The sequence below is a fragment of the Streptomyces sp. SAT1 genome (assembly GCF_001654495.1).
Classification (GTDB): domain Bacteria; phylum Actinomycetota; class Actinomycetes; order Streptomycetales; family Streptomycetaceae; genus Streptomyces; species Streptomyces andamanensis.
Genome location: NZ_CP015849.1, coordinates 3252196 through 3272932 on the forward strand (window position 1 = coordinate 3252196; position 20737 = coordinate 3272932).

17 protein-coding genes and 1 pseudogene are annotated in these 20737 nt (G+C 70.7%); 8 read left to right on the forward strand and 10 right to left on the reverse strand.

The genetic code is table 11. The features are described from left to right. Nucleotides 1-86: 86 nt before the first annotated feature. From A8713_RS14095 to A8713_RS14125, 7 genes are all read right to left on the reverse strand, one after another. The gene (locus A8713_RS14095) at nt 87-1853 is read right to left on the reverse strand and encodes a DoxX family protein (protein ID WP_079158962.1); all 1767 of its coding nucleotides are present in this window, start codon (nt 1851-1853) and stop codon (nt 87-89) included. 174 nt (nt 1854-2027) lie between these two features. Beyond that, on the reverse strand, nt 2028-2966 hold the full coding sequence (gene rlmB / locus A8713_RS14100; protein ID WP_064533827.1) for a 23S rRNA (guanosine(2251)-2'-O)-methyltransferase RlmB: 939 nt from the start codon (nt 2964-2966) through the stop codon (nt 2028-2030). Between the two features lie 140 nt (nt 2967-3106). Further along, the gene (gene cysS, locus A8713_RS14105) at nt 3107-4507 is read right to left on the reverse strand and encodes a cysteine--tRNA ligase (RefSeq protein WP_064533828.1); all 1401 of its coding nucleotides are present in this window, start codon (nt 4505-4507) and stop codon (nt 3107-3109) included. Nucleotides 4508-4612: 105 nt separating this feature from the next. Beyond that, complete coding sequence (locus A8713_RS14110; protein WP_018568739.1) at nt 4613-5017, reverse strand: PPOX class F420-dependent oxidoreductase; 405 nt, start codon at nt 5015-5017, stop codon at nt 4613-4615. Nucleotides 5018-5101: 84 nt separating this feature from the next. Next, nucleotides 5102-5713, reverse strand: a complete 612-nt coding sequence (gene ispF, locus A8713_RS14115; RefSeq protein ID WP_237305366.1) for a 2-C-methyl-D-erythritol 2,4-cyclodiphosphate synthase — start codon at nt 5711-5713, stop codon at nt 5102-5104. Further along, nucleotides 5703-6467, reverse strand: a complete 765-nt coding sequence (gene ispD, locus A8713_RS14120; protein ID WP_064533829.1) for a 2-C-methyl-D-erythritol 4-phosphate cytidylyltransferase — start codon at nt 6465-6467, stop codon at nt 5703-5705. Before ispD ends, ispF begins: the two co-directional genes overlap by 11 nt. A 456-nt stretch (nt 6468-6923) precedes the next feature. Further along, nucleotides 6924-7406 (reverse strand): CarD family transcriptional regulator, encoded by a 483-nt coding sequence (locus A8713_RS14125; protein WP_003953493.1) that lies wholly within the window; start codon nt 7404-7406, stop codon nt 6924-6926. 904 nt (nt 7407-8310) lie between these two features. Here A8713_RS14125 and A8713_RS14130 point away from each other — a divergent pair. Then, nucleotides 8311-9024, forward strand: a complete 714-nt coding sequence (locus tag A8713_RS14130; protein WP_064533830.1) for a hypothetical protein — start codon at nt 8311-8313, stop codon at nt 9022-9024. Nucleotides 9025-9186: 162 nt separating this feature from the next. On the opposite strand, the gene A8713_RS14135 is transcribed toward A8713_RS14130, so the two are convergent. Next, nucleotides 9187-9867 (reverse strand): response regulator transcription factor, encoded by a 681-nt coding sequence (locus tag A8713_RS14135; protein WP_010358452.1) that lies wholly within the window; start codon nt 9865-9867, stop codon nt 9187-9189. Then, complete coding sequence (locus tag A8713_RS14140) at nt 9864-11264, reverse strand: sensor histidine kinase (RefSeq protein WP_064533831.1); 1401 nt, start codon at nt 11262-11264, stop codon at nt 9864-9866. The genes A8713_RS14135 and A8713_RS14140 overlap by 4 nt, the downstream gene beginning before the upstream one ends. Nucleotides 11265-11534: 270 nt before the next feature. Between A8713_RS14140 and phoU the strand changes: the two genes are divergently transcribed. From phoU to A8713_RS14155, 4 genes are all read left to right on the forward strand, one after another. Next, nucleotides 11535-12224, forward strand: coding sequence for a phosphate signaling complex protein PhoU (gene phoU, locus A8713_RS14145; RefSeq protein ID WP_018568746.1), 690 nt, complete (start codon nt 11535-11537; stop codon nt 12222-12224). A 257-nt stretch (nt 12225-12481) separates the two neighbouring features. Continuing rightward, on the forward strand, nt 12482-12640 hold the full coding sequence (locus A8713_RS33810) for a hypothetical protein (RefSeq protein WP_173860845.1): 159 nt from the start codon (nt 12482-12484) through the stop codon (nt 12638-12640). 407 nt (nt 12641-13047) lie between these two features. Further along, nucleotides 13048-13563, forward strand: coding sequence for a lamin tail domain-containing protein (locus tag A8713_RS14150; protein WP_064533832.1), 516 nt, complete (start codon nt 13048-13050; stop codon nt 13561-13563). Nucleotides 13564-13850: 287 nt separating this feature from the next. Then, on the forward strand, nt 13851-16211 hold the full coding sequence (locus A8713_RS14155; protein ID WP_064537503.1) for an ATP-binding cassette domain-containing protein: 2361 nt from the start codon (nt 13851-13853) through the stop codon (nt 16209-16211). A 22-nt stretch (nt 16212-16233) separates the two neighbouring features. On the opposite strand, the gene A8713_RS14160 is transcribed toward A8713_RS14155, so the two are convergent. Next, nucleotides 16234-16998: a helix-turn-helix domain-containing protein gene (locus A8713_RS14160; protein ID WP_064537504.1), complete on the reverse strand. Its 765-nt coding sequence runs from the start codon at nt 16996-16998 to the stop codon at nt 16234-16236. A 182-nt stretch (nt 16999-17180) separates the two neighbouring features. Here A8713_RS14160 and A8713_RS14165 point away from each other — a divergent pair, with 182 nt between their 5' ends. The 3 genes and pseudogenes from A8713_RS14165 (at nt 17181) to A8713_RS32230 (ending at nt 20463) form a co-directional block, all read left to right on the forward strand. Further along, the gene (locus A8713_RS14165; RefSeq protein ID WP_237305367.1) at nt 17181-17552 is read left to right on the forward strand and encodes a hypothetical protein; all 372 of its coding nucleotides are present in this window, start codon (nt 17181-17183) and stop codon (nt 17550-17552) included. A gap of 338 nt (nt 17553-17890) precedes the next feature. After that, a pseudogene (locus A8713_RS34220) lies at nt 17891-18198 on the forward strand (DUF6879 family protein). Between the two features lie 480 nt (nt 18199-18678). Then, nucleotides 18679-20463, forward strand: coding sequence for a GmrSD restriction endonuclease domain-containing protein (locus tag A8713_RS32230; RefSeq protein ID WP_079158963.1), 1785 nt, complete (start codon nt 18679-18681; stop codon nt 20461-20463). Nucleotides 20464-20737: the final 274 nt, after the last annotated feature.

Sequence of the window (20737 nt, forward strand, 5' to 3'; positions counted from 1 at the left end):
TGCTCCCCTTCCCCGTACGCAGCCGAAGGGCCCCGCACCACCATGGTGCGGGGCCCTTCGGGCCGTCACGGCCCGAGCTACCCGAGCTAGCCGAGCAGGCCGCCCACCAGTCCGGGCTGGCCCGTGGAGGACGAGCTGCCGCCGCCGGAGCCGGAGGGCTGGGTGTCGCCGCCGCCGGAGCCGCCGGAACCGGAGCCCCCGGAGGCCGAGCCGCCGGAGGTCGGGCCCGCGCTGGTGCTGGGCGCCTGCTGGACGGGGGCGGAGTGGCGCGGCGGGACGTGGCCGGTGGTGCCCTGGGTCTGGCTGGGCGCGCCGCCGGTGGCGGCTCCGCTGCCGCGGGTGGCGCCCGGGGTGGCCGCGGGGCCACCGGTCGGCCCGGCGGACGTGCCGCGGTGGCTGGGCGAGGTGGAGGCCGACGGGGAGCCGCTGTGTCCGGTGCCCGTGCCGGTGCCGGGGCGGCTGGGCAGTGGCGAGCCGGGCAGTTCGTTGCGCGGGGACTCTCCGGGGCCGGGGACGACGACCCGGTCGGCGTCGCGGACCGCGCCGCCGAGCAGCGCGCCCACGAGCAGGGTGAGCCCGGCGACGACCACGGTGATCAGGGCGCCGCGGCGCAGCACGTACCGGCGCAGGTCCCACAGGTCGGCGCGGGGGCCGAGGCGGCGCCAGGCGGACGCGGCGAGCCGGCCGTCCACGGAGTAGACGGGCGCACCGGCGATGATCAGCGGGGACCAGGCGGCCAGGTAGATGATGTCCGGGGTGTCGTAGACGGCGACGGTGCGCCAGCTGACGGTGACGACGATCGCGGCGGAGAGCAGCGCGCCGACCACCGCGGCGACCCGCTGCCAGCAGCCCAGGACCGTCAGGACGCCGACGATGACCTGGAGGAAGGCGATGGAGAGGCCGGAGCCGACCGGGTGCTGGAGGGCGAACTGGCGCAGCGGCTCGGCGACTTCCCAGGGGTGCAGGGAGGTGAGCCACTTGACCATGGAGCCGCGCTTGCCGCCGTCGAAGTAGAGCGGGTCGCACAGCTTGCCCATGCCGGCGTAGAGGGAGACGAACCCGAGGAAGATCCGCAGCGGGAGGAGGACCACGCCGAGGTTCATCCGGCGGCCCGGGTAGTAGGCGTGGCGGGCCGGGTCGTCGCCGTGCCGCCTGCCGCGGCGGCGGGTGCCGGGCGCGGGGGCGTCGCGGGTGGCGCCTTCGTCGTAGCCGTAGGCGCCGGTGTCGGCGGCGAGGCCGCCGCCGGGGTGGCCGTGGGGCGGTCCGGCGGCGCCCGCGGCGGGGCGGGTGCCGTACGCGGACTCGCCGTACTGCTCCTCGTAGGCGCTGCCCGAGCTGCGCATCTGCGGGAGCAGCCGGGTCTCGCCGGGCTCCGGGGAGCGCTGGGCGCCGACGACGGGGGTCTCGACGGTGCGGTCGAGGTCGTCGTAGCCGCCGTAGCCGGGGGCGGCGTCGACGCGCGGGATGACCTGGGTGGCTCCGGCGTCGGCGGACGGGTCCTCGGTGTAGCGGACGCTGCCGCTGCGCACGGCCTGGAGCAGCCGGTGGGCGCCGGTGTCGTCGGGGGCGGAGCGGCCGCTCCACACGAGCGGCCGGCGCGGGGCGGCCCGGCCCGCCGCCCCGGCGGCGGCGGGCACGCGCACGGCGGGGTCGGTGACGCTCGGGTGCCGGGCGAGGCGGGGGGACAGGGTGCGCCGCGACGCGGCGCCCAGCTGCACGCGGAAGCTCGCGTGAGTGACGATGACCTGCGCCGGATCGCTCGGCACCTTCACCATGCTCAGCGCGGGAGCGTCGTCGTAGCCCGACGAGCGGTCCCCCGTGGGTGTGCGGGGTGTTCTGGTGTCCACACTCATCTAACCGAGTGATGGGGTGTTAGGACACTGCCTTGACCCGTCGGATCTGTCCGGACCGCGTCAAGCTTGCCCCGAACGGACGGATACGCCCGGCCGGGTGAACATCCGCACGCGCGTACGAGCGCAGGCCGGGCCGGGTCCGCGTGCCTGCCGCGTCCCGGCCGGGCCCCGCGCTCAGGCGCGCCTGCGGGCCGCCTCGTAGAGGACGATCCCGGCCGCGACGCCCGCGTTCAGCGACTCGGCGCCGCCCGGCATCGGGATCCGCACCCGGATGTCGCAGGTCTCGCCGACGAGCCGGGACAGGCCCTTGCCCTCGCTGCCGACGACGATGACGACGGGACCCGCCAGGGCCTCCAGGTCACCGAGTTCGGCCTCGCCGTCCGCGGCCAGGCCGACGACCGTGATGCCCGCCTTCTGGTACGTCTCCAGGGCGCGGGTGAGGTTGGTGGCGCGGGCCACCGGCGTCCGGGCGGCGGTGCCCGCGGACGTCTTCCAGGCACCGGCGGTCATCCCGGCCGCGCGCCGCTCGGGGACGACCACGCCGTGCCCGGCGAAGGCCGAGACGGAGCGGACGACCGCGCCGAGGTTGCGCGGGTCGGTGACGCCGTCGAGGGCGACGATCAGCGGGTCCTCGCCCGCGTCCGCCGCGGCCTCGGCCAGGTCCTCGGGGTGGGCGTACTCGTACGGCGGGACCTGGAGGACCAGGCCCTGGTGGTTGAGCCCGTTGGTCATGCGGTCCAGCTCGGGGCGGGGCGCCTCCATGAGGTTGAGGCCGCCGCGCTCGGCCACGAGCTGGAGCGCCTCGCGGACCCGCTCGTCGTTGTCGATGAACTGCTGGACGTACAGCGTGGTCGCGGGCACGCCCTCGCGCAGCGCCTCGACGACCGGGTTGCGGCCGACGACCAGCTCCGAGGCGGAGCGGCCGCCGCGGCGCTGCGGCGGGCGGCCCTGGCTGCGGCGCACCTTCGCCTGGGCGGCGCGCTGCTTGGCGTGTCCCTTGCGCATCTCGGCGGGGGGCGTGGGGCCCTTGCCCTCCAGGCCGCGGCGCCGCTGGCCGCCGCTGCCGACCTGCGCGCCCTTCTTGCCGGACATGCGGCGGTTGTGAGCGGCCATGACCTACCTGTCTGTCGAAAGCGTCGTGCGTACGCCTGCCGCGTACGTCTCCTACGTCTATGAAGTGTGCCGCCCGGACGGCCGGACGGCACAACGGGGTCCCCGGCGGCCGGCGCGCGGCCGGGCGGACCGGGGGCGGATCAGCGCGGGCCGAGGCTCCAGCGCGGGCCCTGCGGGCTGTCCTCGATGACCAGTCCGGACTGGCCGAGCTGGTCGCGCAGGGCGTCAGCGGTGGCCCAGTCCTTGCGGGCGCGGGCCGCCTCGCGCTGGTCGAGGACCATCCGGACCAGGGTGTCGACGACGCCGTGCAGGTCCTCGCCGCTCTCGCCATCGCCGGCCGCCCAGTGCTCGTCCAGCGGATCGAGGCCGAGGACGCCGAGCATGGCCCGCACCTCGGCGAGCCGGGCCACCGCGGCCTCCTTGTCGTCCGCGGCGAGCGCGCTGTTGCCCTGCCGGACCGTGGTGTGCACCACGGCCAGCGCCTGCGGGACGCCGAGGTCGTCGTCCATCGCCTCGGCGAAGGCGGGCGGCACCTCGGCGGACGGCTCCACCGGGCCCGTCTTCTCCACCACGCGCTGGATGAAGCCCTCGATCCGCGCGAACGCCGACTCGGCCTCGCGCAGGGCCTCCTCGCTGTACTCGATGGTCGAGCGGTAGTGCGGGGTGCCCAGGTAGTAGCGCAGGACGATCGGGCGCCACTGGCGGACCATCTCGGAGACCAGCACGGAGTTGCCCAGCGACTTGGACATCTTCTCGCCGGCCATGGTCACCCAGGCGTTGTGCACCCAGTACCGCGCGAATTCGTCGCCGTACGCCTTGGACTGGGCGATCTCGTTCTCGTGGTGCGGGAAGATCAGGTCCAGGCCGCCGCCGTGGATGTCGAAGGCGCTGCCCAGGTACTTGTGCGCCATGGCCGAGCACTCCAGGTGCCAGCCCGGACGGCCCTCGCCCCACGGCGTGGGCCAGGTCGGCTCGCCCGGCTTGGCCGCCTTCCACATCGCGAAGTCCCGCGGGTCGCGCTTGCCGGTCTCGCTGTCGGCGGCCGGCTGGCGCAGATTGTCCAGCTCCTGCCGGGACAGCTGGAGGTAGCCGGGGAAGGAACGCACGTCGAAGTAGACGTTGCCGTCGGCCGCGTAGGCGTGGCCGCGGTCGATGAGCGTGCGCATCATCTCGGTCATCTCCGGCACATGGCCGGTGGCGCGGGGCTCGTAGGTGGGCGGCAGGCAGCCCAGCGCGGTGTAACCGTCGTTGAACGCGCGCTCGTTGGCGTACCCGATGGACCACCAGGGGAGGTCCTGCTCCCGCGCCTTGACGATGATCTTGTCGTCGATGTCCGTGACGTTGCGGATGAACGTCACCTCGTAGCCGCGGTAGGCGAACCAGCGGCGCATGATGTCGAAGTTCAGACCCGACCGGATGTGCCCGATGTGCGGGGCGGCCTGCACGGTGGCACCACACAGGTAGATCGAGACACAACCCGGCTTGAGCGGGGTGAAGTCACGGATCTGCCGGGCGCTGGTGTCGTACAGGCGAATGGTCACCACTCCAGGGTAGTGGGCGAAGGGCAGTGCCTCGCGCCCGTTTCCCGCAAGGTCCGTGCTTTTGTGACCGAGGGGAGCGGTGACCCGGTCCGCGGGGGCGGCCCGTCAGATGCCGCCGACGACCTTGCGGGGCCGGATCCGGACGACCAGGCGCTCGGCGTCCTGGGCCGCGGACGGATTGAACTCCGCGTACTTCTTGCCGGTGTACTTCACCGACAGCTCGTCGATGAGGTCCTGGCCGCCCTCGGTGCTGATCTCGGCGGTGCCGCGGATCTCGGCGTACTCGTACGGCGAGGCGGGATCCTGGACGACGACGCTGACGCGGGCGTCGCGCCGCATGTTCCGCGCCTTGCGGCGGTCGGCGGTGGTGGAGATGACGACGTCGTCGCCGTCCCGCTTCGCCCAGACCGGCGACAGCTGCGGGCTGCCGTCGGGCTGGACGGTGCCGACGACGACGAAGACGGTGCCGTCGAGGAGGTTCTTGAGACGGGGGGACAGTTCGGCGGACATGGGGCACCCTCCGGGAGGCGGACCTTCGGTCACCGCCGGCACTGCGCGGCCGGGCGGTGACTCTCCGGGTACCCTCGCACGCGCTCAGCTCACCCGCACCACGAGCGCCGTGGCCACCGCGGTCAGCCCCTCGCCGCGGCCCGGGAAGCCGAGCCCGTCGGTGGTGGCCCCGGAGACGGAGACCGGCGCTCCGGCCGCCTCGGAGAGGACCCGCTGGGCCTCCGCGCGCCGCTTGCCGATCTTCGGGCGGTCGCCGACGACCTGCACGGCCACGTTCCCGATCCGGAAACCGGCCGCGCGGACGATGCGTGCCGCCTCCGTCAGCAGGGTGACGCCGGACGCGCCCGACCACTCGGGCCGGCCGGTGCCGAAGTGCTGGCCGAGGTCGCCGAGCCCGGCGGCCGAGAACAGCGCGTTGCACGCGGCGTGCGCGACGACGTCCGCGTCGGAGTGCCCGGCCAGGCCCGGCCCCTCGCCCTCCCACTTCAGGCCCGCGCACCACAGCTCGCGGCCGTCCTCGAAGGCGTGGATGTCGGTGCCGATGCCGACCTGGGGCAGCGGGGGGAGCGCGCCGTCCGCGGGGGCAGCGGGAGCGGCCGGGGCGGTCGCCGGGGAGGCCGCGCCGGTGTCCGGGGTGGCGGCCGGTGCGGTGTCCGGGAAGCCCGGGGCGATCTCGGGGGTGGTCTCAGAAGCCATCGGTGAGCCTCCTGCGGGCCAGGACCGCCTCGGCGAGCACGAGGTCGAGCGGGCGGGTGACCTTGAAGGCCTCCTCGTGTCCCGGGACGGCCACGACCGGCTCGCCGAGCTGCTCGACCATGCTCGCGTCGTCGGTCACGTTGTCGGTGACGGTCTCGTGGGCCCGGACCAGCGTCGCCCGGTCGAAGCCCTGCGGGGTCTGCACGGCCCGCAGCCGCGAGCGGTCCGGGGTCGCGAGGACCGGCTCGGGCGCGCCCGCCACGGCGGCCGGCTCGACCTCCTTGACGGTGTCCGCGAGCGGCAGGGCCGGTACGACAGCGGCGGCGCCCTCGCGTACGGCCTCGATCACCGCGTCCACCGTCTCCACGGGGACCAGCGGGCGGGCCGCGTCGTGCACGAGGACGACGTCGTGGCCGGGCGGCAGCGCGTCGAGCCCGAGCCGGACGGACTCCTGGCGGGACTCGCCGCCGGGCACCACGAGGAAGCGGGTCCGCTCGGGGAGCGCGTGGGCGTCGAGCAGCGAGGTGACCTCGCCCGCGCCGTCGGGCGGAGCGACCACGACGACGAGGGAGACGGCGCGGGAGGCGGCCATGGCGCGCACCGCGTGGACGAGCATCGGGGTGCCGTTCAGCGTGCGCAGCGCCTTGGGGGCGCCCGGACCGAGACGCACGCCCCGGCCGGCGGCCGGGATCACGACGGCGACGGGGGCCCCTGGCCGGGCGCCCGCGGGCGAAGGACGCGAATCGTCAGACATCGGTTCCTGTCAGGTTTGTGTTCCGGCTCGGCGTGGGTATGGCCTCACCGTGCCGGGCGCGGCACGGCGGCCGGACCCTTCCGTGACCCCGGCCGAGCCGACTGCATGGGCCCGGCACACAGTATCGGGGGGATCTTCCTCTCGCAGGGCCGTCCGGGTTCCGGCGGAGCGCGTCGCCGCAGGACGTCGCCCGTGGGCGGCGCGAGGCGCGGGTGCCGCGAGGCGCGGGTGCGGGGCGGGTGCGGCCGCAGGCGGACATGCGGACATGACGAAGCCGCAGCGCCCGGCGACCTCGGTCGCCCGATCGGGCACTGCGGCATGTCATTGATGCCACTGCACTTCACTGATGCCGCACACCGTGCTGAACCGAACAGTCGCGCAGTCGTGGGCGTCCGCCTGTGTCGGGGTGCCCCGCTCCGGTGATCCGGTTCCGGTCGTCGGTCGGGAAGCCCCGCGTCAGGACGCGAGAACCTCGTCGAGCAGAGCCTCTGCCTTGTCCTCGTTCGTGTTCTCCGCGAGCGCCAGCTCGCTCACCAGGATCTGGCGGGCCTTGGCGAGCATGCGCTTCTCACCGGCGGAGAGACCGCGCTCGCGCTCCCGGCGCCACAGGTCGCGCACAACCTCCGCGACCTTGATGACATCACCGGAGGCGAGCTTCTCCAGGTTTGCCTTGTAACGACGCGACCAGTTCGTGGGCTCCTCGGCGTACGGAGCGCGCAGCACCTCGAAGACCCGGTCCAGCCCGTCCTGACCGACCACATCACGCACGCCGACGAACTCCGCATTGTCCGCTGGCACACGTACCGTCAGGTCACCCTGGGCGACCTTCAGCACCAAGTAGGTCTTGTCCACGCCTTTGATCTGGCGAGTTTCGATAGCCTCGATCAGCGCGGCCCCGTGATGGGGATAGACCACGGTGTCGCCAACCTTGAACGTCATGTGACAGGTACCCCTTCCGTGGCTATCCAGGGTAACACGGATACGGCGTCTTCTGAATGGCGTTTTCGCAGGTCAGGGCATATCTCGGGGCTTGACAACAGCAACCGGAACGTGCTTCGGAAGGGGTGCGCGGGCCGGTCACGGGCAGGTATGCGCAGGTCGGAGGGGCTCTCCGCGCGGGGCGAAACGCGTACGTTACACACTTCCGCCCGTCCGTCCAAACGGTCGAACGTCCCGTTTTGTCGGGTTCCAGATGCGCGACTTCCGCTACTCCGTTCGGTGCGGGCGGGTCGCGGGAGGCACGAATCCGGAATTGATCACGGCCGGTGGGCAACGCCCGGCGCGGCCGGTGATCAATTTCGGCCGCGGCCGCGGATTACGGCACCGGAAAATCCAGGAAGATCGGGTACGGCGGGCCGCCGCCGCTAAGACCGCGCGTAAGAGGACGCGTAAGAGAGGGGCTTAGAGGGCGCTAAGCACGGTCTAAGCCGGGTCTAAGCAGGGGGTATGCGTGAGGTATCCCGGGCGGGTAAGCGGGCGGGCGTATGGCGATGCGTATGGCGGCTCGTATGACCGCGCCTATGGCTCTTTGGCGCCGCGTATGACGGTGCGCGTATGGCGGGCGTCACTTATGTGAATGGCGGGCGGCGCCGTGGCCGGTACGAAGGGCGGGGCCGGGGGCGGAGGGCGCGGCAGGGGCCCGGACGGGGTGTGGCAAGGCCCCCTCCGGGTGCCCCCGGCGGCCGCGCGGGAGCGGTGTCCGGGTGCCTCGGGAGGCACAGGGGGCGGGTCGGGTGCGGGGCCGTGGGAACGGCTCGGTAACCTAAGGCCGCTGACAGACGCTTAGGACGGCTTTATAAGGAAGTCGCCCTGTACCGCCCACGTTCAAGGAGTTGCCGCCGCCGTGAGCAGCAGCCTTCGACGCGGCGCCCTCGCCGCCGCCGCCATCGCGTTCTCGATCGCCTCGCTCGCCGCCTGCGGCGCCGGCAACAACGCCCAGACACTCGAGGTCAAGCCGGACAACGCGGCCACCAAGGTCGGGGACATCGAGGTCCAGAACGCGGTGATCATCACGCAGCCCGGCTCCCAGACCAAGGGCCCGGCCGTCGTCTCGATGACCCTCTTCAACAGCGGCACCACCCCGCAGACGCTGGACGCGATCCGCGTCGACGGCGGCGGCACCGCGCAGATCACCCCGGCCCAGGGCTCGGGCAAGCTGACCGTCCCGGCCCAGGGCTCGGTCGTCGTCGGCGGCAAGGGCAACGCCTCCGCCGCGCTGACCAACCCCGGCCCGGGGGTCAAGGACGGCAACGCGCAGAAGATCACCTTCACCTTCAGCAAGTCCGGTGACGTGAGCCTGCGCGCCTTCGTGGTCCCGGCCACGAGCTACTTCGACAAGTGGGGCCCGAGCAACATCCCGGCCGCGCCGGGCGCCCCGGCCACGGGCACCACGGGCACCACGGGCAAGCCGAACTCCTCGAAGGACCCGAAGTCCTCCGAGTCGCCGAAGTCCTCGGACTCCTCGGGCAAGGGCGACAAGACCACGGGCTCGGACTCGAACTCGGGCTCGGCCGACGGGTCGGGCGAGGCGGGCACGCCGGGCGGCTCGGACTCGTAAGAGCGGCGCGACGACGACGTACGCCGAAGGGCGGCACCCTCACGGAGAGGGCGCCGCCCTTCGGCGTACCGGCCTGCCTGCCGTCCGCGGACCCGCGGCCCGCGAACCGCGGCCCACGGCTTGCGGGCTACGGGCTACGGCCTACGGACTGCGGCGGGCGGCCTACGGCTCGAACTTGTAGCCGAGGCCGCGGACCGTCACCAGGTAGCGCGGGGCGCCCGGGTCCGGCTCGATCTTGGCGCGCAGCCGCTTGACGTGCACGTCGAGCGTCTTGGTGTCGCCCACGTAGTCGGCGCCCCAGACCCGGTCGATGAGCTGCATCCGGGTGAGCACCCGGCCGGCGTTGCGCAGCAGCATCTCCAGCAGGTCGAACTCCTTGAGCGGCAGGTCGACCTTGGAGCCGGAGACGGTGACGACGTGCCGGTCCACGTCCATGCGGACCGGACCCGCCTCCAGGGCCGCCGGGGTGACCTCCTCCGGCTCGCCGCGCCGGCGCAGCACCGCTCGGATCCGGGCGACCAGCTCCCGGGAGGAGAAGGGCTTGGTCACGTAGTCGTCGGCCCCTATCTCCAGGCCGACGACCTTGTCGATCTCGCTGTCCTTGGCGGTCACCATGATCACCGGGACGTTGGAGCGGCCGCGCAGCTGACGGCACACCTCCGTACCGGGCAGCCCCGGCAGCATCAGGTCGAGGAGGACGAGGTCGGCGCCGTTGCGCTCGAACTCGTCGAGCCCGTCGGGCCCGGTGGCCGCCACGGCGACCTCGAAGCCCTCTTTGCGGAGCATGTACGACAGGGCGTCGGAGAAGGACTCCTCGTCCTCGACGACGAGCACTCGGGTCACGGAAGGACCTCCGGGGCGGGAAGCGGTTCGTACGGTGATGTCTGGGACGACGACGCCTGCGTCCGCGATGACGGAGGCGCCGGGGATGAGGCCGGGGACGAGGTGGTGCCGGTGCCGGGCCGGAACCCGGGACGGGGCTCGGACGGGGACGCGGACGCGAGGTCGGTGCCGGGGCCGGCTTCGGGCCCGGTCTCCTCGTCGAGGTCGGGGTGCTGGTGCGCGCGGTCCCGGTCGCGGGCCTCGCGGGCCGCTGCCGCTTCGGGCAGCCGCAGGGTGAAGGTGGAACCCTGTCCCTCGGCGCTCCACACCGTGACCTCCCCGCCGTGCGAGGCGACCACGTGCTTCACGATGGCGAGGCCGAGGCCGGTGCCGCCGGTGGCACGCGAGCGGGCCGGGTCCACACGGTAGAAACGCTCGAAGATGCGCTCCTTGTCCTTGTCGGAGATGCCGATGCCCTGGTCGGTGACGGCGATCTCGATGAGATCCCCGCCCGGCACGGTGATCCGGCGGGCGGCGATGCCCACGCGGGTGCGGGCCGGGGAGTAGTTGACGGCGTTCTCGACGAGGTTGCCGAGCGCCGCGGCGAGCTGGCCGCGGTTGCCCCAGACCCTGAGGTCCGCGGTGCCCCCGGTGGCCATGGTGATCTGCTTGGTGCCGGCCTGGTGGCGGCACCGGTCGATGGCCTCGGCGACGAGTTCGTCGACGCGCACCGGCTCGGCGTCCTCCAGCGGGTCGTCGTTCTGCACCCGCGAGAGGTCGATCAGCTCCTGCACCAGGTTGGTCAGCCGGGTCGCCTCGATCTGCATGCGTCCGGCGAAGCGCTCCACCGCCTCCGGGTCGTCCGAGGCGTCCATGACGGCCTCGGAGAGCAGGGAGAGAGCGCCGACGGGTGTCTTCAGCTCATGGCTGACGTTCGCCACGAAGTCACGCCGTACGGCTTCGATCCGGCGCGCCTCGGTCAGGTCCTCGACGAGCAGCAGCACCAGCCGCGAGCCCAGCGGCGCGACGCGCGCGGAGACCGCCAGGGCCTCGCCGCGTCCGGTGCCGCGCCGCGGCAGGTCCAGCTCGACCTGACGTATCTCCCCGTCCCGGCGGGTGTCCCGGGCCATCTGGAGCATGGGCTCCACGGCGAGCTTGCCGCCGCGGACCAGCCCGAGGGCGTACGCGGCGGAGCTGGCCTTGACGACGGCGTCGGCCTCGTCGAGGACGACGGCGGAGGAGCGCAGCACGGAGAGGACCGTGTCCACACCGGGCGGCAGCACCGCGTCGGTGTGCAGCGAAGTACGCGTCGGACGCTTCTGCTCCCGTTCACTGAAGCGGAACGCCAGCACGGCGATGACGCCGGTGAGCACTCCGGCGATCGCTGATGCTGCGGCGACCGCCGCGTTCACGTCCATGCGACCAGGTTAGGCATGACGGACGACGTGCCCCCACCCGTCCGGGTGCGACCTCGAACACTCGTCGCCCAGAGTTCACCTTGGAGCCAGCGACGGTTCACTTGAGGTGACGGAAACGGACGCGTACGGGCCGGACCGTGGGAGCGTGGGGTTCGCACCGCCGGTCGTCACACGGGACGGGCCGGGCGCCGTCGGCCAGACGCCGACGGCGGACCGCCGCCCCTGCACCCCCTTGCCAACCCCGACGAACACGCACGAGAGGGAACGAAGATGCGGGACGCGTACCACGAGGAACTGGACTCGATCGGCGACGGACTGGTGGAGATGGCCCGGCTGGTCGGGTCGGCCATCGGACGCGCCACGACCGCCATCCTCGACGCCGATCTGAAGCTGGCCGAGAGCGTGATCGAGGCCGACCAGAAGGTCGACGAGCTCCAGCACGACCTGGAGGCACGGGCCATCGCCCTGCTGGCCCGGCAGCAGCCGGTGGCGACGGATCTGCGGATCGTCGTCACCTCGCTGCGGATGTCGGCGGACCTGGAGCGCTCGGGCGACCTGGCCCAGCACGTGGCCAAGCTGGCCCGGCTGCGCTTCCCGGAGCGCGGGGTCCCCCAGGACCTGCACGCCACCATCCTGGAGATGGGCCAGCTCGCCCAGCGCCTGATGGCGAAGGCCGCCGAGGTGATCGTCACCAAGGACGTCGACCTGGCCCTCCAGCTGGAGCAGGACGACGACGAGATGGACCTGCTGCACCGCACGCTCTTCCAGCACCTGATCGACGACCGCTGGAAGCACGGCATCGAGACGGCCGTGGACGTCACCCTGCTCGGCCGCTACTACGAGCGCTACGCCGACCACGCGGTGGCGGTGGCCAAGCGGGTGGTCTACCTGGTCACGGGCGAGCACGCCGACGAGCTCCAGCAGGACGTCACGTCGGTGCCGAAGGTCGACGGGGCCTGAGGGGCGGCGGGGCGGGCCTGAGGGGCGGCGGGTACGGCCGGGACAGCGGGTACGGCGGGGACAGCGGGCGCGGCGGGGGCAGCGGGTACGGCCGGGACAGCGGGGGCGGCCGGTACAGCGCGTACGGCCGGGACGGCGGTGGCACGGGGAAACGGCCGGACGGGGTGCCGCGGCGGGAACGAGCCACCGTGCGCCGTTGATGCGCCCAGCGCGGCGGGCATGGAATGGGCGAAGGCACCAGCCTGAAGGAGGGACCCATGTCCGAATCCCCCAGCACCGCGCCCGACCCGACCCGGAGCCGTGAGACCGAGCAGCCCGTCGCCGAGCCACGGAGCCTTCCGCTCCTCGCCGCCTGCGGGTGCGGCTCGGGCTGCGGCTGCGGCTGCCAGTCGGGCGGCCCCTGCCAGTGCGGCTGACAGGACACCGGCGCGGGGCCCCGGCGGACGACGCCGGGGCCCCGCGCCATGTCGCCCGCCCGCCTGTGTGACGCGCGCCCGCCGCTCACGCTGCTCCTCGCTTTCCGTTCCTCGCTTTCCGTTCCTCACTTTCCGTTCCTCACGTTCTGTTGCCCACTCTCTGTTACTCACTTTGGAGTGACGCCCTCCGGCGCGGACCGGCCGGAGGGACCCCGCGCCGCAGGCAGCCCACCGGCCCGGGACCTCCGCCACCTGCTTGGGCGCTACAGCCGAGAGTCACAGAAACGTGGCCAATCGGTAACAGGGCGCGCGTATCGCGTCGATCTCCCCGCAAACCGGACAAGGGTGTGGGCCGCGCGGCCACCCGGCCGCCGTACCGCCCCACCTCGCACCAGCAGGGAGAACCTGTGTCCGTGTCCGTTTCCGCTCCCCTCTCCTCGACCGCCCGTCGGCTGACCGCGACCGCCGCGGCGGCCGGGGCCCTGCTCGCGGTGGCCGCGCTACCCGCCGCCGCGGCCGACCACCCCGCGCACGCGCACCGCCAGGGCGTGGTGATCAGCGACGTCCACCTCGCCGACCCGCACCCGACCCGGGGCCACCGCTCCGAGCGGGTGCTGAACACCGAGTGGGTGGAGATCACCAACAACACCCGCCGCGACGTCAACCTCGACGGATGGACCCTGTCCGACCAGCACGGGCACACCTACACGTTCCGCCACTACCGCCTCGACGGCCGCGCCACGGTCCGCGTCCACACCGGTTACGGCCACGACACCCGCCGCGACCTCTACCAGGACCGCCGCACCTCGGTCTGGGACCGCCGCGACACCGCGACCCTCCGCAACGACCACCGCCGCTCCGTCGACTCCCTCAGCTGGGACGACACCCACCGCGGCCCCCGCCCCGGCCACCACCACCGCTGACCGGCGGCCCCGGCCCCCTGCTCGCGGCGTACCGCGGGCAGGGGGCTCTCGCATGTCCGGTGTCCGGTGTCCGGGGTCCGGGGCCCGCGGCGGGGCGGCCTCCCGAACCGATCCGGAATCGAGAAGCGCGCCCGCCGGGGCCGCGGCTACGGTGACGACGGAACCGGCGACGGACGCGGGCGCGGCAGGCACGGCGCACAGAAGGAACAGAGGGAGACGCGATGAGCAGCACGGTCACGAGGACGGACGACGGCGCCACCGGTGACCGTGGGCCCGCGATCTCCGCGATGCCCGTACCGCACACCGCGGACCGGCACGATCTGATCCGGGTGCACGGCGCGCGCGAGAACAACCTCAAGGACGTGAGCGTCGAGATCCCCAAGCGCCGGCTGACGGTGTTCACCGGGGTGTCCGGCTCGGGCAAGAGCAGCCTGGTGTTCGGCACGATCGCCGCCGAGTCGCAGCGGCTGATCAACGAGACGTACAGCACCTTCGTCCAGGGCTTCATGCCGTCCCTGGCCCGGCCCGAGGTCGACGTACTCGACGGGCTGACCACCGCGATCGTCGTCGACCAGCAGCGGATGGGCGCCGACCCGCGCTCCACGGTCGGCACCGCCACCGACGCCAACGCGATGCTGCGCATCCTCTTCAGCAGGCTCGCGCGCCCGCACCTCGGCTCCCCGAAGGCGTACTCCTTCAACGTCGCCTCGATCAGCGGCGCGGGCGCGGTCACCGTCCAGCGCGGCGGACAGACCGTGAAGGAGCGCCGCAGCTTCAGCGTCACCGGCGGGATGTGCCCGCGCTGCGAGGGCCGGGGCACGGTCTCCGACCTGGACCCCGCCCAGCTCTACGACGAGACGAAGTCGCTCTCCGAGGGTGCGCTCACCGTCCCCGGCTACAAGGCGGGCGGCTGGAACCACCGGCTCTACAGCGAGTGCGGTCTGTACGACCCGGCCAAGCCGATCCGCGACTTCACCGCGGCCGAACTGCACGACTTCCTGCACCGCGAGCCGACCAGGATGAAGATCGCGGGCATCAACATGACGTACGAGGGCCTGATCCCGCGGATCCGCAAGTCGATGCTGGCCAAGGACCGGGAGGGGATGCAGCCGCACATCCGGGAGTTCGTGGACCGCGCGGTCGCCTTCACCGCCTGCCCCGAGTGCGCGGGCACCCGGCTCAGCGAGGCGGCCCGCTCCTCGCGGATCGGCGAGGTGAGCATCGCGGACGCGTGCGCGATGCAGATCAGCGACCTCGCGGACTGGGTGCGGGGCCTGGACGAGCCGACGGTGGCGCCGCTGCTGACCGCGCTCCAGGGCACCCTGGACTCGTTCGTGGAGATCGGCCTCGGCTACCTCTCCCTGGACCGCCCGGCGGGCACGCTCTCCGGCGGCGAGGCGCAGCGCGTCAAGATGATCCGCCACCTGGGCTCCTCGCTCACCGACGTCACGTACGTCTTCGACGAGCCCACCACCGGTCTGCACCCGCACGACATCCAGCGCATGAACAACCTGCTGCTGCGGCTGCGCGACAAGGGCAACACGGTGCTGGTCGTCGAGCACAAGCCGGAGGTCATCGCGATCGCCGACCATGTGGTGGACCTCGGTCCCGGCGCGGGCACGGCGGGCGGCGCGGTCTGCTTCGAGGGCACGGTGGAGGGGCTGCGCTCCGCCGGCACCGTCACCGGCCGCCACCTGGACGACCGGGCCGCCCTGAAGAAGAGTGTGCGCGAGCCCACCGGCACCCTCCCGATCCGCGGCGCGAGCGCGCACAACCTGCGCGATGTCGACGTGGACGTGCCGCTCGGCGTGCTCTGCGTGGTCACCGGGGTCGCGGGATCCGGCAAGAGCTCACTCGTACACGGTTCGATCCCGGCCGGGGCGGGCGTGGTCTCCGTCGACCAGAGCCCGATCCGCGGCTCGCGACGCAGCAACCCGGCGACGTACACCGGACTCCTCGACCCGATCCGCAAGGCGTTCGCCAAGGCCAACGGCGTCAAGGCCGCCCTGTTCAGCGCGAACTCGGAGGGCGCCTGCCCCACCTGCAAGGGCGCCGGCGTCATCTACACCGACCTCGCCGTGATGGCCCAGGTCGCCACCGTCTGCGAGGAGTGCGAGGGCAAGCGGTTCGAGGCGTCCGTCCTCGACCACCACCTCGGCGGCCGCGACATCAGCGAGGTGCTGGCCATGCCGGTCGAGGAGGCCGAGCGGTTCTTCGCCACGGGCGAGGCCCGCACCCCGGCCGCGCACCGCATCCTCCGGCGCATGTCCGACGTCGGCCTCGGCTACCTCACCCTCGGCCAGCCCCTCACCACCCTCTCCGGCGGCGAACGCCAGCGCCTCAAGCTCGCCACCCACATGGCCGACAAGGGCGGCGTCTACGTCCTCGACGAACCGACCACCGGCCTCCACCTCGCCGACGTCACCCAACTCCTCGCCCTCCTCGACCGCCTCGTCGACTCCGGCAAGTCCGTCATCGTCGTCGAACACCACCAGGCCGTCATGGCCCACGCCGACTGGCTCATCGACCTCGGCCCCGGCGCCGGCCACGACGGCGGCCGAGTGGTCTTCGAGGGGACACCGGCGGAGCTGGTGGCCGCGCGGTCGACGGTGACGGGGGAGCATCTGGCGGAGTATGTGGGGGCCTGAGCGGTCCGCCTGCCCGACGCGTCTACTCGGGCGGGCGGTTGTACGAGTCCAGGACCGCTCTCGTCGTCGCCGTGTCCATGAGCCGCAGTTCCCACGGCCCCGTGTTCACGTCGAACTCCTTGCCGAAACCGACCCACTTGCCAGCCATGCGCCGCCCGGTGGGCTCGACCAGCATCTGAACAGCCCCGAAGTACCGGGCTCCTCGGTAGTAGCCCTCGCTCGCGGTCTGCTCGGTCCAGGTACCGGTCACGGTGCTGCCGTCGGCCTGGAGATCGAGGGTGAGGGGACTGTCCGGGTTGAGGGACCCATGGGGCAGGCTGCGCCCGGTGAGCCGGTTGCCGTGCTGGAGCAGCACCACGTGGTGCTTGCCGGGGAAGACCTGGTTGCCGCGGCCGCTGGACACGTACTCATACATGCTCAGCCAGACGCCCGTGTAGTTGATCCGCGGTGAGGTCTGAGGAGTAGGGGATCCGCTTCCGGCCGGAGTGCCGACCGGTGAGTCCTGGAGGTCGTGGCCGCCGTGTCCGTCCTCGGAGATCCGGACGAGGGCGGGCGCCGGGAAGCCGAGGGATTCGATGGGCAGCCCTGTCACCGCCTCCAGTGCTCGGGCGTAGACGGGACGCGGCCCGGCCGTGGTGCCGGACTCCCACCTCTGGACAAGGCGCTTCGAGGCGTCGTTCGGACTCCCCTCCCGCTCTCCGGCCCTGCGGAGCGCACGCGCGAACTCGTCCTGCGACATGAGCAGGCCCATACGGACCGCTCGCAAAGTTCCGTTCGGAGTGGCCATGAGATCGACGGTAGCCGGACCCACGCGAAAGTGACACCCAAATGACGCCCTGGAGGGCGCCGATATGACACCTCGTACGTCGTCGCGCACGGACTGTCATCTGCCCGAAGGTGGCCCTACCGCACAGGCCCGGGTTCACGCGCAGCGTGCCCCGGGCCGACCGACCGTCGAGGAGCCGCGACATGCCGTACCGTGCCGTCCCCCCACCACCGGGCACAGTGACCTCCGAGCCCCCGCTCGACACGCTTCGCCTCCCCTCGGATGCCCTGCCGCTCCCCTCCCCCGAGGACGTCACCGACGGGCAGTCGCGTGGCGCCTCCTGCGTGTGGTGCGGCCACGGCCCGCTCAGCACGGACGCGGTCGTCGACCTCGGCACCCGCAAGAACCCGCTCGGCGGCTCCTGGTTCCCGCGCGCCTGCCCCCACTGCGTCACCGCCCGCGCGCACCGGGCTCTCTCCGCGCATGCCTCGATGTGCGAACAGTGCGTCGACGAGGCCGCCCGCTGCGAGACCGGAAGCGCGCTCCAGCAGCTCGTCAGGGAGAGCCGACGGTGACCCAGAAGCCCGCGAACAGCCCGTCGCCAAGCCGGGAACCTCGCCCCCGCTACGGATCCAGCACCTGCTTCCACGAGCACCCGTCCACGAGACTGCGCTGCACCGATCCGGTCGGACACGACGGCGCACACCGGCATGCGTTCACGAATGCTGAATGGCCGTGACTGCGGGAGGCTGACACGTGGTCATGTACCTAATGCCAAGTTGCGCTGCGGCCCCTCAGCGCGGGAGGGAACCGTGAAACAGCGACTGCCGGAAGTGTTGTGGGGCCACACCATGTGAACAACTCAAGTGCCACCACGACCAGAGAGGTCACCCGCGTGTCCCGGCTGATCGGAATGAAGGAATTCTGGCATCTCTTCAAGACGTTCGAGCACTCGACCTGGCGCTTGGGCACCCGGCGCTGCTACGCGTCTACCCGGGAGGATCCCGGGTACGCGGAGTTCCTCACGACCGGCACAGCCCCGTGCGATCTGGACAGTGAGTGGTGCGTCAGCATCCGCAGGCAGACGTACGCGTCGTCGACAGCCCGCCCACGGAAGGACAGTTGTTCCTGCTCAGCTACGCCCGGTTCAACGCGGCCACGGGCGAGGACATATGGCGGGAGGAAGCGGCACAACTCCAGCTCCTGACCCAGGACTTCTGACGCTTTGGCAGTCGGCTCGTCGCCATGCCGCGCTTCGACGACGAGGACGCTTCAGCGTGCACAAGTGACGGCCGACACCCTCAGTACACCTCGTCTGGACCTCAACCGACGACAGTCAGCCACAACGGGTGGGGGGCGCCGACCGAGCACGCACGCGATGCCTCGCTGTACCCCCACCAGCCTCAGCCACGCTGCCGATACCGTCGACCGCAGCAAGCCCAGACGGCGAGCCCGCGATGACGCTGCCTGAACTCTCCGCTCGGGAAGCTCGGGTTCTCCAGACGCGGAAGCACTACTGAGCTGTGGTGGAGCGGCGTTAGCCCGCGGTGAGCCGTCGAGTGGTGCCTCGCCCCTCGGTGTTCCCCGTGATTCGCCGCACGATTTTTGATCGGGGTCGGCAGACAGTACGCAGGCACGCACCACCAGCCAGTTCTGTGATGCACGCTACCAACCCTGACCGCGTCGACTACGGTGACACGCATGCAGAGTTCAGAGCTATCCGTCCAAGGACAGAACCTCCACCAGCTCTACAACCAGTACTATAAAAACAAACTCCTTGTTGACCGTCGCTACCAGCGGAAGCTGGTCTGGACGCGCGACGAAAAGGAAAAGCTTATCGACTCTGCAGTCAACAAGCTACCGATCCCTCTAATCCTCCTCGCTCAGAGAAGGAAGGGAGGGATGGAAATCCTTGAGCTAATCGACGGACTTCAGCGCCTTGAGGCATTCTTCTCTTTCATGGAGAACAAATACCCTTATAACGGTGAATATTTCGACTTGGCTACAACAGGAGATACCTTGGCTAAGCTCCACTCGGGAGAGCTCAGCCAAAAGGAACCCGTAATGTCACGCGAGAAATCCTTGGAGATTGCCAACTATCAAATCCCCGTCTCGACTTATCGCGATGCGGCAACCTCATCGATCGACGAGGTGTTCCGCCGAATTAATAGCGGCGGAAGGCGCCTGAGCTTGCATGAGATTCGGCAGGCAGGTGTAACTGGGCCGCTGTCAGACGTAGTACGCCGCACTAGCGCCACCATTAGGGGCGACGGGACTTTCGCTGAGGCTTTGACCCTCAGCGAGATGGAAAAGCTCTCCATCTCGCGGAAGGATCTCGAATATGGCCTGGACCTAGATCGCATCTTCTGGACGCGACACAACATTATTGGCGCAGATGACATTCGCTCCTCCGGCGACGAGGAAATGGTCCTGGACCTGGTCCTCGACGCCGTTCTTACTCCCTGGCCTACAAGCGGGTGGCAAAATCGAGATGTAGCTTACGGCTTGCCGCGGAAAATCAAGTCAGCTTCTCCGGGTGAAGTCAACGCAGCCATCGTGGCCGTTGGCGTCGAGAATTTGCAACAACGCCTCGTGGCAGTAATCGAGCTTCTGGATGAAGCCATGCGCGACCACGGCCCCCTGGGTCGTCATATGGTCCACCTGGAGACCTATGAGAAGGGCACGCGACGGCAGTTCCAGGCAATCTTTTCCATCATCTATGAACTCACATTCATTGATGAGATGCAGCCCCTCTCTTTGGAGGCCATTCGCAACGTATTGGACAATTTCTGGGGACGCGACCTTGCCATTCCAACTGGAGGGAGCGCATGGGGTAAGGACGAGAAGGCCAAGCTCTACCCGCAAGTGAAGCGGCGCATCAAGAAGGCTTTCTTTAAGCCTGAGCCCAAAAGTATCGCCAAGCAACTCAATGCGCGCCTTCTGATTGAAAGCTATCTGCAGGGCCCAGTCAACGAGGATCCGCTTGTTGAACTTAAGCAAGGATTCTGCGTACTTTCGGACCCTCCCACTGAGAATACGGATCTGTTCGACGAGATAATGCAGACAGCAGTCGGCATGGCAAACTGGAGCCGTGATGCAACCGGTCTCATTCTAATCGGGATCGCAGATAAGCCATCTGCGGCACACCGATCGAAAGAACTCTTCGGCGTAACTCCGGTCGAAATTCACGGGCAGCACGTACTGGGCACCGAGGAGCAGATCTCCCACTTGGGTCATGACATCGACTCCTGGTGGCTCAAGTGGCAGGAAAAGATTAAGTCTGCCCCGGTGGACTCTGGCTTCTCGGCCGACCTCGTACACAGCTTTAGCCCGCTTGTCTGTGACGGAAAAGTCCTTTGGATCATAAAGCCTCGATCGCCCGGTAAGCCTATCTCGTACAAGAACAGATTTTTTGTGAGAGTCGGCGCATCGACGCGCGAAATGGAAACTGACGATTTCCTCTCTCACATCTCTCGAAACTTCTAACGCAAATCGCTGTGGGGTTCGGTTTCAGGAACCGAAGTGTCATTAATCGGCATCGGTGCGAGTAATCATGACTCCGTAAGCCCCAGCGCGTCAGGCATTCTGTGAGCCTGCCCGGTGAAAAGCGACGTTGGGGGGCATGCCCTTCGAGGCTCGCGTCAAGGCTCCGTAAAGCTGTGTGTGTGGGCCGGCCGCCCCGCCCATGACGTACCCCTAACTCTGGCATCAGGCGGCTGGTTGCTGTGCTCGCAGCACGGGCGCCGGCTGGGCTGGAGCG

Bases quoted from the DNA above. Each gene is read 5' to 3' on its own strand.
- A8713_RS14095 (WP_079158962.1), bottom strand. From the start codon at position 1,853: ATGAGTGTGGACACCAGAACACCCCGCACACCCACGGGGGACCGCTCG.
- rlmB (WP_064533827.1), bottom strand. From the start codon at position 2,966: ATGGCCGCTCACAACCGCCGCATGTCCGGCAAGAAGGGCGCGCAGGTC.
- A8713_RS14110 (WP_018568739.1), bottom strand. From the start codon at position 5,017: ATGTCCGCCGAACTGTCCCCCCGTCTCAAGAACCTCCTCGACGGCACC.
- ispF (WP_237305366.1), bottom strand. From the start codon at position 5,713: ATGGCTTCTGAGACCACCCCCGAGATCGCCCCGGGCTTCCCGGACACC.
- ispD (WP_064533829.1), bottom strand. From the start codon at position 6,467: ATGTCTGACGATTCGCGTCCTTCGCCCGCGGGCGCCCGGCCAGGGGCC.
- A8713_RS14125 (WP_003953493.1), bottom strand. From the start codon at position 7,406: ATGACGTTCAAGGTTGGCGACACCGTGGTCTATCCCCATCACGGGGCC.
- A8713_RS14140 (WP_064533831.1), bottom strand. From the start codon at position 11,264: ATGGACGTGAACGCGGCGGTCGCCGCAGCATCAGCGATCGCCGGAGTG.
- phoU (WP_018568746.1), top strand. From the start codon at position 11,535: ATGCGGGACGCGTACCACGAGGAACTGGACTCGATCGGCGACGGACTG.
- A8713_RS33810 (WP_173860845.1), top strand. From the start codon at position 12,482: ATGTCCGAATCCCCCAGCACCGCGCCCGACCCGACCCGGAGCCGTGAG.
- A8713_RS14155 (WP_064537503.1), top strand. From the start codon at position 13,851: ATGCCCGTACCGCACACCGCGGACCGGCACGATCTGATCCGGGTGCAC.
- A8713_RS14160 (WP_064537504.1), bottom strand. From the start codon at position 16,998: ATGGCCACTCCGAACGGAACTTTGCGAGCGGTCCGTATGGGCCTGCTC.
- A8713_RS14165 (WP_237305367.1), top strand. From the start codon at position 17,181: ATGCCGTACCGTGCCGTCCCCCCACCACCGGGCACAGTGACCTCCGAG.
- A8713_RS32230 (WP_079158963.1), top strand. From the start codon at position 18,679: ATGCAGAGTTCAGAGCTATCCGTCCAAGGACAGAACCTCCACCAGCTC.